Annotated in this window: 12 protein-coding genes; 8 read left to right on the plus strand and 4 right to left on the minus strand. The window is 61.2% G+C overall.

Annotation, left to right across the window (positions count from 1 at the left end):
* The 5 genes from hslV (at position 1) to BMZ24_RS13550 (ending at position 7,789) form a co-directional block, all read left to right on the plus strand.
* On the plus strand, positions 1 to 549 hold the full coding sequence (hslV, locus tag BMZ24_RS13525; protein WP_092193132.1) for an ATP-dependent protease subunit HslV: 549 nt from the start codon (positions 1 to 3) through the stop codon (positions 547 to 549).
* Complete coding sequence (hslU, locus tag BMZ24_RS13530; protein WP_208599857.1) at positions 549 to 1,889, plus strand: ATP-dependent protease ATPase subunit HslU; 1,341 nt, start codon at positions 549 to 551, stop codon at positions 1,887 to 1,889. Before hslV ends, hslU begins: the two co-directional genes overlap by 1 nt.
* Positions 1,890 to 2,705: 816 nt before the next feature.
* Positions 2,706 to 3,587 (plus strand): acetylglutamate kinase, encoded by an 882-nt coding sequence (argB, locus tag BMZ24_RS13540; protein WP_092193138.1) that lies wholly within the window; start codon positions 2,706 to 2,708, stop codon positions 3,585 to 3,587.
* Positions 3,588 to 3,785: 198 nt separating this feature from the next.
* Positions 3,786 to 6,512: a DUF2339 domain-containing protein gene (locus BMZ24_RS13545; RefSeq protein ID WP_092193140.1), complete on the plus strand. Its 2,727-nt coding sequence runs from the start codon at positions 3,786 to 3,788 to the stop codon at positions 6,510 to 6,512.
* Positions 6,509 to 7,789 (plus strand): DUF3999 domain-containing protein, encoded by a 1,281-nt coding sequence (locus tag BMZ24_RS13550; RefSeq protein WP_092193142.1) that lies wholly within the window; start codon positions 6,509 to 6,511, stop codon positions 7,787 to 7,789. The genes BMZ24_RS13545 and BMZ24_RS13550 overlap by 4 nt, the downstream gene beginning before the upstream one ends.
* 46 nt (positions 7,790 to 7,835) lie before the next feature.
* Here BMZ24_RS13550 and BMZ24_RS13555 read toward each other — a convergent pair whose 3' ends face one another.
* The 4 genes from BMZ24_RS13555 to gcvH all read right to left on the minus strand — a co-directional run bounded on the left by BMZ24_RS13555 (position 7,836) and on the right by gcvH (position 12,397).
* Positions 7,836 to 8,951 (minus strand): HDOD domain-containing protein, encoded by a 1,116-nt coding sequence (locus BMZ24_RS13555; RefSeq protein WP_092193144.1) that lies wholly within the window; start codon positions 8,949 to 8,951, stop codon positions 7,836 to 7,838.
* Between the two features lie 184 nt (positions 8,952 to 9,135).
* The gene (gene gcvPB, locus BMZ24_RS13560; protein WP_092193146.1) at positions 9,136 to 10,587 is read right to left on the minus strand and encodes an aminomethyl-transferring glycine dehydrogenase subunit GcvPB; all 1,452 of its coding nucleotides are present in this window, start codon (positions 10,585 to 10,587) and stop codon (positions 9,136 to 9,138) included.
* Entirely contained in the window at positions 10,584 to 11,912 is a 1,329-nt protein-coding gene (gene gcvPA, locus BMZ24_RS13565; protein ID WP_092193148.1) for an aminomethyl-transferring glycine dehydrogenase subunit GcvPA, read from the minus strand. The genes gcvPB and gcvPA overlap by 4 nt, the downstream gene beginning before the upstream one ends.
* Positions 11,913 to 12,016: 104 nt before the next feature.
* The gene (gene gcvH / locus BMZ24_RS13570; protein WP_092193150.1) at positions 12,017 to 12,397 is read right to left on the minus strand and encodes a glycine cleavage system protein GcvH; all 381 of its coding nucleotides are present in this window, start codon (positions 12,395 to 12,397) and stop codon (positions 12,017 to 12,019) included.
* Between the two features lie 157 nt (positions 12,398 to 12,554).
* Here gcvH and BMZ24_RS13575 point away from each other — a divergent pair, with 157 nt between their 5' ends.
* The 3 genes from BMZ24_RS13575 to BMZ24_RS13585 form a co-directional block, all read left to right on the plus strand.
* Positions 12,555 to 13,094, plus strand: a complete 540-nt coding sequence (locus BMZ24_RS13575; RefSeq protein ID WP_092193152.1) for a hypothetical protein — start codon at positions 12,555 to 12,557, stop codon at positions 13,092 to 13,094.
* 233 nt (positions 13,095 to 13,327) lie between these two features.
* Entirely contained in the window at positions 13,328 to 13,681 is a 354-nt protein-coding gene (locus BMZ24_RS13580; protein WP_092193154.1) for a response regulator, read from the plus strand.
* A gap of 290 nt (positions 13,682 to 13,971) precedes the next feature.
* Positions 13,972 to 14,159, plus strand: a 188-nt coding sequence (locus tag BMZ24_RS13585; RefSeq protein WP_208599858.1) for a hypothetical protein, incomplete at its 3' end; no start/stop codon positions are given.

The following is a 14,159-nucleotide window of genomic DNA, read 5'->3' on the forward strand; positions in this document are numbered from 1 at the left end:
ATGCAGGAAATGCGCGGAACAACTATTCTGGCGGTCAAGGACGACAAGGGCGTGTCCGTGGCCGGCGACGGTCAGGTCACACTGGGCCAGGCCATCGCCATCAAGCACGGGGCCCGCAAGGTCCGGCGTCTGTACCGTGACCGCATCGTGTGCGGTTTTGCCGGCTCCACGGCCGACGCCTTCACGCTGTTCGAAAAATTTGAAGCGAAACTTGAAGAATTCGGCGGAAATCTGGTCCGCGCCAGCGTGGAGCTGGCCAAGGACTGGCGCAGCGACAAGTATCTGCGCCGTCTTGAGGCCATGCTGCTGGTGGCCGATGCCGAGAACATCCTCATGCTCAGCGGCACCGGGGATGTCATCGAACCCGACGACGGAGTGGCCGCCATCGGCTCCGGCGGGGCCTACGCCATGTCCGCTGCCCGCGCATTGCGCCGCCACACGGACCTTCCGGCCGAGGACATCGTGCGCAAATCCATGGCCATCGCGGCCGAGATCTGCGTGTACACCAACGACCACATCATCTTTGAAACCGTGACCAGGAACTCCTGATGAATACATTGACCCCCCGTGAGATCGTGTCCGAGCTGGACAAATACATCGTCGGCCAGAACCAGGCCAAACGCATGGTCGCCATCGCCCTGCGCAACCGCTGGCGCCGACGTCAGCTCGACCCCGAGCTGGCCGAGGAGATCGCGCCCAAGAACATTCTCATGATTGGCCCCACAGGCGTGGGCAAGACCGAAATCGCCCGGCGTCTGGCCCGGCTCGCCGGTTCCCCGTTCATAAAGGTCGAGGCCACCAAGTTCACCGAGGTCGGCTATGTAGGGCGCGATGTGGAATCCATCATCCGCGACCTGATGGAGATCGGCGTCAACCTCGTCCGCCAGGAAGAGGAGGCGAGCGTGCGCATAAAGGCCGAGGTTTCGGCCGAAGAGCGCCTGCTGGATCTGCTTTTGCCCACCAAGCCGCTGGAATCGGCCGGGGTCGATTACATCGGCCCCGAATCCCAGGCCGCTGACTCCACCCGCGAGAAGCTTCGCCAGCTGTGGCGGGCGGGCAAGCTCGACGACCGCATGGTCGAGGTGGAAGTCTCCGCCGGAGGCGGCGTGCAGGTCATGGGCGTGCCGGGCATGGAAGGCATGGAAATGCAGATGCAGGACATGTTCTCCAAGGTCTTCCCCAAGAAAAAGAAGACCAAGAAGGTGGCCGTGAAGAGCGCTTACGACATCCTCATCCAGTCCGAGTGCGAGCGCCTCATCGACATGGACAAGGTGCACGAGACCGCCCGTGAGCGGGTCCAGGAATCGGGCATCGTCTTTCTGGACGAGATCGACAAGATCTGCGGCGCGAACAGCTCGGGCAAGGCCGACGTTTCGCGCGAGGGCGTGCAGCGTGACCTTTTGCCCATCGTCGAGGGCAGCACCGTCAACACCAAGTACGGCATGGTCCGCACCGACCACATTCTCTTCATCGCGGCCGGAGCCTTTCACATGTCCAAGCCCTCGGATCTGGTGCCCGAGTTGCAGGGGCGCTTTCCTCTGCGTGTCGAGCTTGCGGCCCTGACCCGGGACGATTTCTACCGCATCCTGACCGAGCCCCAGAACGCGCTTACCGTGCAGTACAAGGCGCTGCTCGGCACGGAAAAAATCGAGATCGCCTACACCGACGAAGCGCTCCTCGAAATCGCGCGTTTCGCCCAGAAGATAAACGAGGAGACCGAGAACATCGGCGCGCGCAGACTCTACACCATCATGGAGAAGATCGTCTCCGACCTGTCTTTTGAAGCCCCGGACATGGAGGCCGCCACGGTGACCATCGATCGGGATTACGTAAAGGCGGCCCTGCACGATGTGCAGGAGGACCGGGATCTGACGCGCTACATCCTGTAGGCTTTGGCAAAACAGGCCCGCTGAAAAAGGGACGCCTGCTGATTTGCAGGCGTTCCGTCCATCACGGCGTCATCCCCGCAGAGGTGAGGCTTCATTCCGTCTGCCACAGCGTCATCCCCGCAGAGGTGAAGCTTCATTCCGTCTACCACAGCGTCATCCCCGCAGAGATGAGGGTTCATTCCACCTACCACGGTGTCATCCCCGCGAAGGCGGGGATCCATTCCGTGACTTTATATACCTGTCTGGAACAAGATGGATCCCCTTCTTCAAGGGGATGACGTCGATTTATGCATTTTCATCAGTTCCAGAGTCGCACAGGTTGTCCCACAGCGTCATCCCCGCAGAGATGAGGCTTCATTCCGCCTACCACAGCGTCATCCCCGCGAAGGCGGGGATCCATCCGTGACTTGATATAACCGTCTGGAATAAGATGGATCCCCTTCTTCAAGGGGATGACATCGATTTATGCATTTTCATCAGTTCCTGAGTCGCACAAGTTGTCCCACAGCGTCATCCCCGCGAAGGCGGGGATCCATTCCGTGACTTTATATAACCGTCTGGAACAAGATGGATCCCCTTCTTCAAGGGGATGACATTGGTCCATGCATTTTCATCAGTTCCGGAGTCGCCAACTTGGTCCCTGTCCCGGACCAACCCGGAGCGCGTCCGCCCAGCGAGCCTGTCTCTGCGGATCAGTGATCCCGTCCCCAAGCCTCATTCATCATTGTGCTTGAATTTTCCCCCCCTCCTTGCCAAGGTGTTTCCGCACGCCGTCAAACCGGCCCCATTCCCACCTTTCAAGTCCACGAGGGAGCCATGTCACAAGAAGCCCTGAGAGCCGCCTTTCTTCTGGAGGCGCTGCCTTATATCCGCGAGTTTTACGGCCAGACCATCGTCATCAAATACGGCGGTCACGCCATGAAGGACGAGGCCCTGCGCAAGAGCTTCGCCCTGAACATCCAGCTTTTGCGCTACATCGGCGTCAATCCGGTCATCGTTCACGGCGGCGGGCCGCAGATCGGAAACATGCTCAAGCAGCTCGGCATCACCTCCGAGTTCCGCCAGGGCCTGCGCGTCACCGACGACGCGACCATGGACGTGGTCGAGATGGTGCTGGTGGGCAAGGTCAACAAGGAGATCGTCAACCTGATCAACACCCAGGGCGGCCGGGCCGTGGGGCTGTCCGGCAAGGACGGGCGGATGATCTGGGCCCAGAAGCTGGAGATGGCCGTGGAACGCGCCGACGCGCCGCCCGAGATCATCGACCTGGGCAAGGTCGGTGAGGTCGTGGCCGTGGACACGTCGGTCATCAGCTCCCTGCAGGCCGCCAATTTCATTCCGGTCATCGCGCCCGTTGGCGTGGACGAGGAAGGCAACACCTACAACATCAACGCCGATTCCGTGGCCAGCGCCGTGGCCGTGGCCGTGGGCGCCAAGAAGCTCATTCTCCTTACGGACGTGCCCGGCGTTCTGGACAAGAAGGGCGAGCTCATTTCCTCCATGACCCTGCACCAAGCCGTGCACGCCCTGGAGCAGGGCGTGGTCACGGGCGGCATGATCCCCAAGATCAAGTGCTGTCTGGAGGCCGTGGACGGCGGCGTGTCCAAGGCCCACATCCTGGACGGCCGGGTGGAGAACGTCATCCTGCTCGAAATGTTCACCCAGGGCGGCATCGGTTCGGAGATAACGAGCAAATAGCCCTGCCCCGCATGTCAACGCAGCCCGGTCCCCGCCTTGGCGGTGGCCGGGCTTTTTTGCGTCCGGCGGCATGCTTGAGGAATCTGCGCTGGATTCTTCTTGCCAACATCCCCGGCACTCGGCAAAGCCTTGGAAAGTCATTGCAATCTTGGGGCAAGCCGGGCGTGGGTAACGCACCGGAGCCCTGCGGCGGCCGGCATGGAGGTGTTTGTGCGCATTGTCCTTGGCATCCTGATCCTGCTTTCCTTTCTCGGCGCTCTTGACGACTGGTGGCGCAGTCCGGTCCTGCTTGTTCTTCCGGTCCTGGGCGTGGTCTGCTTTGTCCTTGCGTCCCGGATTGCCGCGCAGGACAGAAAAATAAGGGAACTGGAAAAACTGCTCCGTGCACAATTCCGGGAACAGAAGGCTGCGGCGGACAGCTCCCCCATGGGGGCCGCGGCACATGCCGGTGCGACGACTGCTTCCGCTCCGAGCGGAAGCGGGCGGCAATTTGCCGCCCCTACCGATGATGAGTCCGTATTCGGATGGAACGAAGGGGCGGATCCCGGCGAGAACTTCACTTTTTCAGCCCAGGAAGAGACCTCGCCCGCAGCCCCGTCGCAGGCGGTTCGCGAAGCGAAGCCCGCGGCTCCGGACTGGCTCGCCACCGCCTGGTCGCAGGCCCTGGCCTGGCTCACCGGCGGGAACCCGGTGGTCAAGGTCGGGCTGGTGGTACTCTTTTTTGGCGTCTCATTTCTGCTCAAGTACGCTTCCGATCACAGCCTGCTGCCGGTGGAGCTGCGCATGGCCGGGGCCGGAATGCTGGGCGTTGTCCTGCTGGCCCTGGGCTGGCGGCTGCGGCACGGCAATCCCGTGTACGCCTTGCTGGTGCAGGGCGGGGGCGTTGGGGTGCTGTATCTGACCATTTTCGCGGCAGCCCGGTTTCTGGACATGATCCCGCCGCTTTGGGCCCTGATCCTCATGTGCGCGGTGGTTGTCTTTTCCGGAATCCTGGCCGTGCTGCAGAACGCCTCGGCCCTGGCCGTGTTCGGCGCGGCGGGAGGCTTTCTGGCTCCCATCCTGCTGTCCACGGGACAGGGCAGTCATGTGCAGCTCTTCGGCTATTACGCCTTGCTCAACCTCGGCGTGCTCGGCGTCGCCTGGTACAGGACGTGGCGGGTGCTCAACCTGCTCGGGTTCGCCTGCACCTTCGGCATCGGGGCGCTGTGGGGGGCCCGGTTCTATGCCCCGGAATACTTTTCGACCACCGAGCCCTTCCTGATCCTCTTTTTCCTCATGTACGGGACCGTCTCCATTCTCTTCGCCCGCGCAAACAGCGAGCAGGGGCGCACCCGGCTCGACAGCGCGCTGGTCTTCGGCCTGCCGCTGGCGGCCTTTGGCCTGCAAATGGCCCTGGTGCGCGACATGGAAATGGGCGGGGCCTTCAGCTGTCTGGGTCTTGCGCTGTGGTACATCCTGCCCCTGAAGCTGATGTGGAAGCGGAGCGGCGGCCTTGGGCTTCTGGCCGAGGCCCATCTCGCCCTGGGCGTGATCTTTCTTTCCCTGGCCGTGCCCATGGCCCTCAATGCTTCATGGACCGCGTCAACCTGGGCCCTCGAAGGCGCGGGGATGATCTGGCTCGGCCTGCGACAAAAAAGGCTCGTCACCCGGATTTTCGGTCTGCTGCTGCAGGTCGGGGCGGCCGTGGCCTTTGCCGCCTCGCTGTCCCTGTGGTCCCTTCATTTGAACGAAGGGCATCTCCTGGCCGGTCTCTTTCTGGGACTTGGGGGCTTTTTTTCGAGCTGGTCCTACTGGGCCTGCCCGGAGGCGCGTCTGTCCCGAGAGGAACAGCTGCCTCTGGCGCTGGGGCTGTGGGGCGCCGCGTGGTGGTATGGGACCTGGTTTTTCTGGGCCGGGGAGCAGGTGCGTCCGGATCCGATTTTCCTGGCGGCGACCCTGGGCACTCTTGGCGTCTGGACCGTGATGCACAGGCGGACCTTGTGGTTCATGCCCCGTCATCTGGCGCAGTTCACGGTGGTGCTGCTGCTTTGCAGCGCCGTGCTGTGGAGCGGTCATCCAGCGGCGGACTGGGGCTGGATTGGCTGGCCGCTGGCCGTGCTTGCCCAATTCGGGATGCTTTTTGCCCTGGAAGAGCGCTGGGACGCGCGGGTGCGCGGCTGGGTGCATACGCTCAGCGCGATTCTGGTCGCGGTGCTGGCCCTGCGTGAAGCGCACAGGCAGGTGCTCATCCATGTCGTTCAAAGCGGAAGCTGGGCCGATGCCGCAGCGGCCGTGACCGGAGTCCTGCTGCTCATTGTCATCGTTTTCCCGCGCCTGGACTGGCCTCTGCGCAGGCATTTCGCCGCGTATCTCCGCGCCGGTGGGGCTCTTGCGGCGTTTCTGCTCCTGTGGTGGATCGGGGCCTGCTTTGTCAGCGGCAATCCTCGCCCCCTGCCGTATGTCCCGATCCTGAACCCCCTCGATCTGACCCAGGCGCTGGTGCTGGTCACCCTGGCGGTCTGGGCGCGCAAGGCCGTGACGCATGATGTGATCACAGACCGCCGTGTCGAGCGGATCCTGCCCGCCGTCTTCGCTTTGTGGGCCTTTGTCTGGATGAATGTGGTCGTGGCCAGGACGGTTCATTTTCTGGGCGATGTGCCCTATGCCATGGAGTCCATGTTCCGCTCCGACGTTCTGCAGGCCGCTTATTCGGTGCTCTGGTCCCTGGCGGCGCTGGGGGCCATGCTGCTCGGTCGCGTGCGCGCCTTGCGGCAATCGTGGCTGGCCGGGGCCGGGCTGCTGGCGGTCGTGGTCGGCAAGCTTTTTCTGATCGATCTGGACGGGCGCGGCACCGTGGCGCGCATTGTCTCGTTTCTGGGTGTGGGACTGCTCATGCTTGTGGTGGGCTATTTCTGTCCGTTGCCGCCCAAGGGGGAAAAATCATGATTGTCATTCTGCTGCTTCTGCTCGCACCTTTTTCCGCCCAGGCCGCCACGCCCATGGATTTTGCCCGGGGCTACCTTCTGGAAACACAGGCGGATTTCGCCCTGCAACGCCTGGAACTGCCCTTTGAAGTCTACAATGCCAGCGTGCGCGCCGATCTGGGCGATCTGCGCGTGTTCAATGCCGAGGGGGCCGAGGTGCCCATGCACCTGCGCCGCATTCAAGCCCCGCCTGCCGCTGCGCAGGAAGCGCCTTTGCCTCTGTTTCGGGTCGCCGGTGGGGCTGAAGGCGTCCAGGATTACGACTTCCGCATGCAGGTGCGCACCTCCGATCACGGGGCCGTGCTGGAGACCCGGATGAGCGCGCTCCCCTCGGGGACGGATCAGGCCCTGCTGCTCGACGCTTCCGCCGTGACCGAAGATCTCTCCGCGCTGCGCTTCGAGGCGGGGAACTCATCGTCCGCCTTCCTTCGAGTCGAAGTGCGCGGCAGTGACGACCTGTATTCCTGGCGTCCGGCCGGAAGCGCGGTGCTGGCCTTCATGGAGCACCCGAATGGACGCATCCTGCAGGATAGGATCATGCTTCATGGCCAGCGCTGGAAATATTATCTGCTGACGGGCAAGGCCGACCTTTCCCTTCTGGTCGAGGCTCATGCGCTTAAAGTCGGCGGCGGTCCGGATTCGACCCGCCGCTTCGCGCCTTTGACCGGCGAGTTGGTCGAGGATGGTACGTACGAGTATGCGTTGCCACCTGCCTTGCCGGTGGATGTGCTCGATCTGGGGGACGTGGAGAATGCGGTGCTGGGCGTGAAAGTGCTTGCGCCCGTGAAAGACGGCTGGCGCACCGTCGCTGCGGGGGCGCTTTTTCGTCTGACCGTTGACGGACAGTCGCTGGCAGGTCCGGGCCTTGCGCTGCATGGGCCGCATGATCGTCTGCGGATCGTGATGCAGGGCGCGCCGGTGCCTATGCGCGTCGGGTGGCTGCCTCACGAGCTTGTCTTCATGCCGCAAGGGCCCGGACCCTTCACCCTGGCGGTGGGCAGTCATTCCGCCAAACGCGGCCCCGACATGCTCGCCGCCATGCTGGGCGACAAGAAGATCGGAACGCTGCGGCCGGGCACGGCCGTGATCGCGGCGCCGGTTGTTCTGGGCGGCGAGGACCGTCTGTTGCCGGAACCCAATCATGCCGGATTTGTGCTTTGGGCGGTGCTTGGGCTGGGGGTGGTCCTGCTCGGGTTCATGGCGTGGCAGCTGGTGCGGACCCTGGATCAAAAAAAATGACTGCCGGACGTCACAAGCTCCGGCAGTCGATAAGGGCAGCGCAGGTCTAGTTCAGGGTTGCCTGCACCAGGCGCACGTTGTTCATCACGTCATCTATCAGCCCGGGACTCAGCAGGATTTCCCGGGCTTCCTGTTTCGAGATGATCTCGCGGAAGCTGGGGTCGAGCTGTTCGAGCTTGCGGACGTCGTCGAGCAGGGTGCCGTGCGGCGAGATGAGCTTGGCCACCTGGTTGGCCAGGAAAAGCACGGTCATGCTCTTGGCCTGCTGCCCGTCGCATTCGAGCTGGGAAACCGGCAGCAGGGCGGGGAGGTGATGGCTCAGGACCAGGTTGCGCAGCTGATCCGGGATGCCGCCGCTCCTGGCCATGATCTGGGCGGCCTGGATATGGGTGGCCATGAGGCGCTCGTATTCACGGTCCAGGGTTTGGGGATACACTTCGCCTTCCTCGGGGTCCTTGACCAGCAGGATGAGCACGAGCTTGCCGATGTCGTGCATCAGGCCCGCCGTGTACAGGGCGCCGCTGTCCAGGTCCTGCCGGGCCCTGGCCATGTACGAGGCGGCGATGGCGGTGGAGTTCATGTGCTGCCAGATGCTCTTGAACATGCGTTGATGCTCGGGATGCTTGTACAGCGAATAGGGCATGACCCCAAAGGCGATGAGGTTTTTCAGGTTGGTCAGGCCCAGGATGTTCACGGCCGTGTGGATGGATTTGACGTCCGTGGCCACTCGGAAAAACGGCGAATTGATGGTTTTCAGCACGCGGGACGAGAGCAGGGGGTCGCGGGTGACCAGATCGCCGAGTTCCTTCATGCTGACGCCGGGCTTGTCGATGGCCGCCAGCGAGGAATGCAGGGTGCCGACCTTGTCGAAGGCCTTGACCAGATTCGAGATGGCGGTTTGCGCCAGCGCCGAAGGTGGCTCGTAGACGTGGGTCATCTGGTTGCCGGTGGAGGACGGCGTGCCGGAGTAGATGTGATCCAGGGCGCGGATCAACACCGATTCCCACTCATTGAATGCAGTTTGCTCGGTGGTGATCGGGTTTATCTTTATGGGGGCATGGTCTTCACCGACAATGGGTTCCAGCTCCGGTCTGCGCGATACATAAAAATACATGAGTGCTGCAAGGGCAAGCAGCGCAGGTATGACAAAAATGTATGACATGATTACCCCGTGAGAAAAGAAAATATGTGGAATTTCCTTAAGCACGAGGGTGCGTGATTGCAATGAATTTTATCATGCATCATATGCATCGTAAAATTGTCTGGAATAAGGAATGGATCATTATGCAACGCCATTAAAAAAGCCTCCGATGGCGGAGGCTTTTTTAATGGCGAATGGAGTGGAATCAGAGTCCGGCGTCGTCCACAAGCTCCATGCTTCTGGCTGCGCGGACCTCGTCGAGGCGCTCCACTGGAGTGGTCACGGGAGCGTTTTGAATTGACTGCGCATCGGTATCGACACGTCCAAGTATCTCGATCAGGTCGTCGACGAATCCATCCAGGGTTTCCTTGCTTTCCGTTTCCGTGGGCTCGAACATCAGGCATTCCTTGACGATGAGCGGGAAGTAGATGGTCGGGGCGTAGTGTCCCTTGTCGAGCAGTGCCTTGGCCAGATCCAGGGCGCGCACTCCCTTTTCGGACTGTTTCGCGGCCGAGGCCACGAACTCGTGCATGCAGATGCGGTCGTGGGGGATTTCAAGATGATCCTCCAGACGCTTGCGCATGTAGTTGGCGGCCAGGACCGCGTTCTCGGAGGCGCGCACGATGCCTTCGCGGCCCAGGCGCAGGATGTAGGCGTAGGCTTTGAGGATGACCCCGAAGTTGCCGTAGAAGGGCGCGATGTAGCCGATGGACTTGGGGTAATCGTAGTTCAGGTAGTACTGGCCGTCTTCGAGCTTCACCACGCGCGAAACGGGCAGATAGTCCACCAGACGCTTGCTCACGCCCACGGGGCCGGAGCCGGGTCCGCCGCCGCCGTGGGGGGTGGCGAACGTCTTGTGCAGGTTCAGGTGCACGACGTCGAAGCCCACGTCGCCGACACGCATCTTGCCCATGATGGCGTTCAGGTTCGCGCCGTCGTAGTAGAGCAGCCCGTCCACGCCGTGGACCAGCTTGACGATGCGCTCCAGGCCGCACTCGAAGAGCCCCAGGGTGTTGGGACAGGTCATCATCAGGCCCGCGACCTCGTCGTCCAGGACCTTTTCCAGCTCGTCGGGGTCGATCATCCCGTTCTTGGATTCGATGGAGACGACATCGTACCCGGCGATGGCCGCCGAGGCGGGGTTGGTGCCGTGGGCCGAGTCAGGCACGATGATCTTGGTCTTCTTGTTGCCCTTGTCGTTGTGATAGGCGGCCATGAGCATGACCCCGGTCAGCTCGCCGTGGGCTCCGGCCATGGGCTGCAGGGTGAAGGCGTCCATGCCGGTGATCTCGGCCAGCAGCTGCTCGGTTTCGTAGAGCACTTCCAAGGCGCCCTGGGTCATGTTTCCGGCTCCCTTGAGCTGCGGAATGAGCGGGTGCACGGAGGTGAACCCGGGCTGGGCGGCCACGGCCTCGGTGAACTTCGGGTTGTACTTCATGGTGCACGACCCGAGGGGATAGAAATTGCTGTCCACGCTGTAATTGAGGCGCGAAAGCCGGGTGAAATGACGGATGACGTCTATTTCGGACAGTTCGGGGAGTTTCGGGGCGCAGCCGCGCAGCAGTTCGTCCGGGATGGTGGACGACGGATTTCCCTTGGGGGCGTCGGGCCACACGCCGGTTCTGCCCTTGGCGGAATCGGAGAACATGGTTTTCACAGGGCACCTCCAATCAATTCGGCCAGGATGCCGACGCTCTGCTGTGTGGTTTTTTCGGTGCAGGCCACCAGAAGGTGGTTGTCCATGCCCTGATAGTAGCGGCCCAGCGGGAAGCCGGGCACGTATTTGGTGACCAGGAGCTTGTCGATGACCTCGTAGGCGCGCACGGGAAGCTCCACGGTGAATTCGTTGCCGAAGGGCTGGTTGACCACGCGCACTCCGGGCAGCTGCTCCAGACGCCTGGCCGCGTAATTTGCGCGTTCCATGCCGACCTGGGCCGTGCGTTTCAGGCCTTCGGGACCCAGGAGGCTCATGTACATGAGCGCGCGCAGGGCGCACAGGGCCTGGTTGGAGCAGATGTTGGAGGTCGCCTTTTCGCGGCGGATATGCTGCTCCCTGGCCTGCAGGGTCAGCACGAAGCCGGTCTTGCCGGTCTTGTCCACGGTGCGACCGACGATGCGGCCGGGCATCTGGCGGATGAGCTGCTTGTTGCAGGCCATGATGCCAAGGTAGGGTCCGCCGAAACTGAGCGGCAGCCCGAGGCTCTGACCTTCGGCCACGGCGATGTCCGCGCCCATTTCGCCAGGAGTCTTGAGCAGGGACTGCATGATCGGGTAGGTCGAGATGATGGAGACGATCTTGTGTTCGCGGGCCTTGGTGAAAAGGGCCGTGAAATCCTGGATCGTGCCGAAGAAGTTGGGATTCTGGACGATGACCGCCGCCGTGTCGTCGTTCAGGGCGGCCAGCAGCGCGTCCACGTCCGTTTTGCAGTTTTGGTGGGGGATGGTCACCAGATCGAGCTTCAGGTTCGTGGTGTAGCTGTCGAGCATGACCCGGTAGATGGGGTTCACGCTCTCGGAGATGACGATGCGTGTGCGCTTGTTCTGGCGCACGGCCATCATGATCGCTTCGTAGAGCGCCGTTCCGCCGTCATAGAGGGAAGCGTTGGCGTACTGCAGATCCAGAAGACGGGCCACCGCGGTCTGATATTCGAATATTGCCTGCAACATGCCCTGGGAGGCTTCGGCCTGATAGGGGGTGTAGGCGGTGTAGAATTCGCCCCGGCTGCAGAGCGCGTCCACGGCGCTTGGGATGTAGTGATCGTAGAATCCGGCCCCCAGGAAAGAGGTCAGATCCGTGTGGTTTTTGGCCGCCGTCTTTTCGAGTTTCTGGCGGACTTCCATTTCGCTGAGGCCCTGGGGCAGGTTCAGTTCAGCGGCCCGGAATTTTTTCGGAATGTCCTCGAACAGGGCTTCCATGCTGTCCACGCCGACGGTGGCCAGCATCTCGCTCTGTTCGGCAGGTGTATGCGGTATGAAGGGCATGTCGCCTCCGGATGATGGGCTGCGTCCATCCGGCCGGAGGCGATGAGTTCAGGCGGAAAAGGGTGAACGTTCGCGCAGCGGAAGGGCAGCCTCGATGATAAGGGTTAGTGCGCTTCGGCGGCGCACAGGGCTGCGTAGGCGTCGGCGTCCAGGAGTCCTTCGGGAGCGGAGGCAAGGCGGACCTTGAACAGCCAGCCTGCGCCGAATGCATCCTTGTTGACCAGTTCGGGCGCGTTTTCCAGTTCCGTGTTGACAGCGGTGATCTCTCCGCTGACCGGGGAGTATATTTCGCTGGCGGCCTTGACCGATTCGACGGTTCCGATCTCGGCACCGGCCTCGGCCTGGTCGCCGGGCTGGGGGAGTTCGACGAAGGTCAGGTCACCGAGCTGTTCCTGGGCGAAATGACTGATGCCGACCACGGCCTCGTCGCCTTCGATTTTGACCCATTCATGGGATTTTGCGTATAGAAGTTCCTTGGGATTCATGACAGCCTCCAGTGTTGTCTTTTGGAGATTCGGCGCTGGATCTTTCCAGCCCCTTGAGTTCGCGCTGACATAAATATATTGCCACGAAAGCGCAATAAAGAGATGAGGGGCGCGGAAAATAGATTATGCATTACTAATTGTTCTTCGAGGAGGGAGTATGAAATTGGTGCGTGTGGCGGGGCTTTTCATGATGATGTTGTGTGTTTCCTCAAACGCGTGGTGTTCCGGGCTGACCGCGAGTGACGTGCAGGGTTTTATTGCCTCCATGCAGGAACTCAAGCCGTATTTCGATCAGTATGCCGAAGAGAGCGGAGACGACGGTGATTCTGCGAGCACCGCTCAGGTCGTGACCGATTGGGCCCAGGGCCTCAAGGAACAGCGCGATGTGGAGGCCATTCTCGGAAAGCACGGGTTTGACTTCAATACCTGGTCCACGGTCTCACAGCAGGTGACCCAGGCTTACATGGCCGTACGGCTCGGCAAGGATGGACAGGATGTCATGGGTCAGATGCGGCAATCCATCGCCGAGATCGAGGGGAACAAGGACATCCCGGCCGAGTACAAGACCCAGATGATTACCCAGATGCAGACGAGCATGGCGGAAATGGAGAAGGTGCTCACTGCGTCGCCGCAAGATCAGGACACGGTGAAGCCCTTTGTTTCCGAATTGGACGCAATTTTCGAAATGCAGGAATAGGGGCGCGCCAACTTTGTCGGGCAGATGCCGCCTTCGGGCGGCACCTGTGTTTTGCGGCTGCCTTTTATCGGATTTTGCTTCCATCGAATTTTCAGCAGGCAGCAGGGGCGGCAGGACCAATTTTGCCGATCCGTGCCAAAATTGCTGCGGAATTGATTTTTGAACAGGAGAATCTTCCCAAGGCCTGATAAAGTCTGCTATGAAGTGGAAAATTTGACGCTGGGGAGGCTCTTATGGATCGGAAGACGGTTCTGGTGATCGACGACGAAGAGCATGTGCGAATGCTTTATGCCGAGGAACTTCGTGCCCTGGGCTATGATGTCGCGCTTTCGGACGGGAGCGAAGATCCGCTGAAACTGGTCGAGGATCACAAGCCCGACCTGATCATTCTTGACATCAAACTTGAGAGCAGGTCGGGACTCGATATGCTTCAGATCATCCGTTGCAGGCACGCCAAGCTGCCCATCATCCTGTGCACGGCCTACGACAGCTTCCGCTTCGACCTCAAATCCATCGCCGCCGACGCCTATCTGGTCAAATCGTACGACAGCTCCGAGTTGATGCGGGCGGTTGAAAAGCTCATCTGACAAAAACGCGGCCTGCCCCCTCTTTTTTGCCCTGCATTCGTGACAAAGCGCAAATCATCGGTCTTTGCGCTTTTTGAGCGTGCTCTTCCACGCGCCCTGCGCCCTTCGATCATTTCCCGGATAACCTCCCCACGTGCCGGAAAAGAGCACTCTTCCGGAACCATGCCTCTTCATTCTCAATCCCCATAATTATCGAAAAAAACTACACATTCTCCCCAATGTGCGACGCGGCAATCACTGGCAAACCGGTACGGAAAAGCCCGCCATTTACCGTTACACAAGGAGAATCCATGCCGCATCAGTCAGCAAACAGCTCGTGGTTCACATTCGACACTCCCGCCCATTCCGATCTGCGTGTCTACGCCTTTTCCGGCACCGAAGAGGTCCACAAACCCTACGAATTCGAAATCGAACTGGTCCACGATTCGGCGTGCCTTGATTTTGCCGAGCTTCTGGGCCGGCCCGCCTGCCTTGGCAT

It is taken from the genome of Desulfomicrobium norvegicum, assembly GCF_900114595.1.
In the GTDB taxonomy this organism is placed as follows: domain Bacteria; phylum Desulfobacterota; class Desulfovibrionia; order Desulfovibrionales; family Desulfomicrobiaceae; genus Desulfomicrobium; species Desulfomicrobium macestii.

Excerpts from the sequence above, each read along its gene's own strand:
- hslV (WP_092193132.1), top strand. The coding sequence starts at position 1 with ATGCAGGAAATGCGCGGAACAACTATTCTGGCGGTCAAGGACGACAAG.
- hslU (WP_208599857.1), top strand. The coding sequence starts at position 549 with ATGAATACATTGACCCCCCGTGAGATCGTGTCCGAGCTGGACAAATAC.
- argB (WP_092193138.1), top strand. The coding sequence starts at position 2,706 with ATGTCACAAGAAGCCCTGAGAGCCGCCTTTCTTCTGGAGGCGCTGCCT.
- BMZ24_RS13545 (WP_092193140.1), top strand. The coding sequence starts at position 3,786 with ATGGAGGTGTTTGTGCGCATTGTCCTTGGCATCCTGATCCTGCTTTCC.
- BMZ24_RS13550 (WP_092193142.1), top strand. The coding sequence starts at position 6,509 with ATGATTGTCATTCTGCTGCTTCTGCTCGCACCTTTTTCCGCCCAGGCC.
- BMZ24_RS13555 (WP_092193144.1), bottom strand. The coding sequence starts at position 8,951 with ATGTCATACATTTTTGTCATACCTGCGCTGCTTGCCCTTGCAGCACTC.
- gcvPA (WP_092193148.1), bottom strand. The coding sequence starts at position 11,912 with ATGCCCTTCATACCGCATACACCTGCCGAACAGAGCGAGATGCTGGCC.
- gcvH (WP_092193150.1), bottom strand. The coding sequence starts at position 12,397 with ATGAATCCCAAGGAACTTCTATACGCAAAATCCCATGAATGGGTCAAA.
- BMZ24_RS13575 (WP_092193152.1), top strand. The coding sequence starts at position 12,555 with ATGAAATTGGTGCGTGTGGCGGGGCTTTTCATGATGATGTTGTGTGTT.
- BMZ24_RS13580 (WP_092193154.1), top strand. The coding sequence starts at position 13,328 with ATGGATCGGAAGACGGTTCTGGTGATCGACGACGAAGAGCATGTGCGA.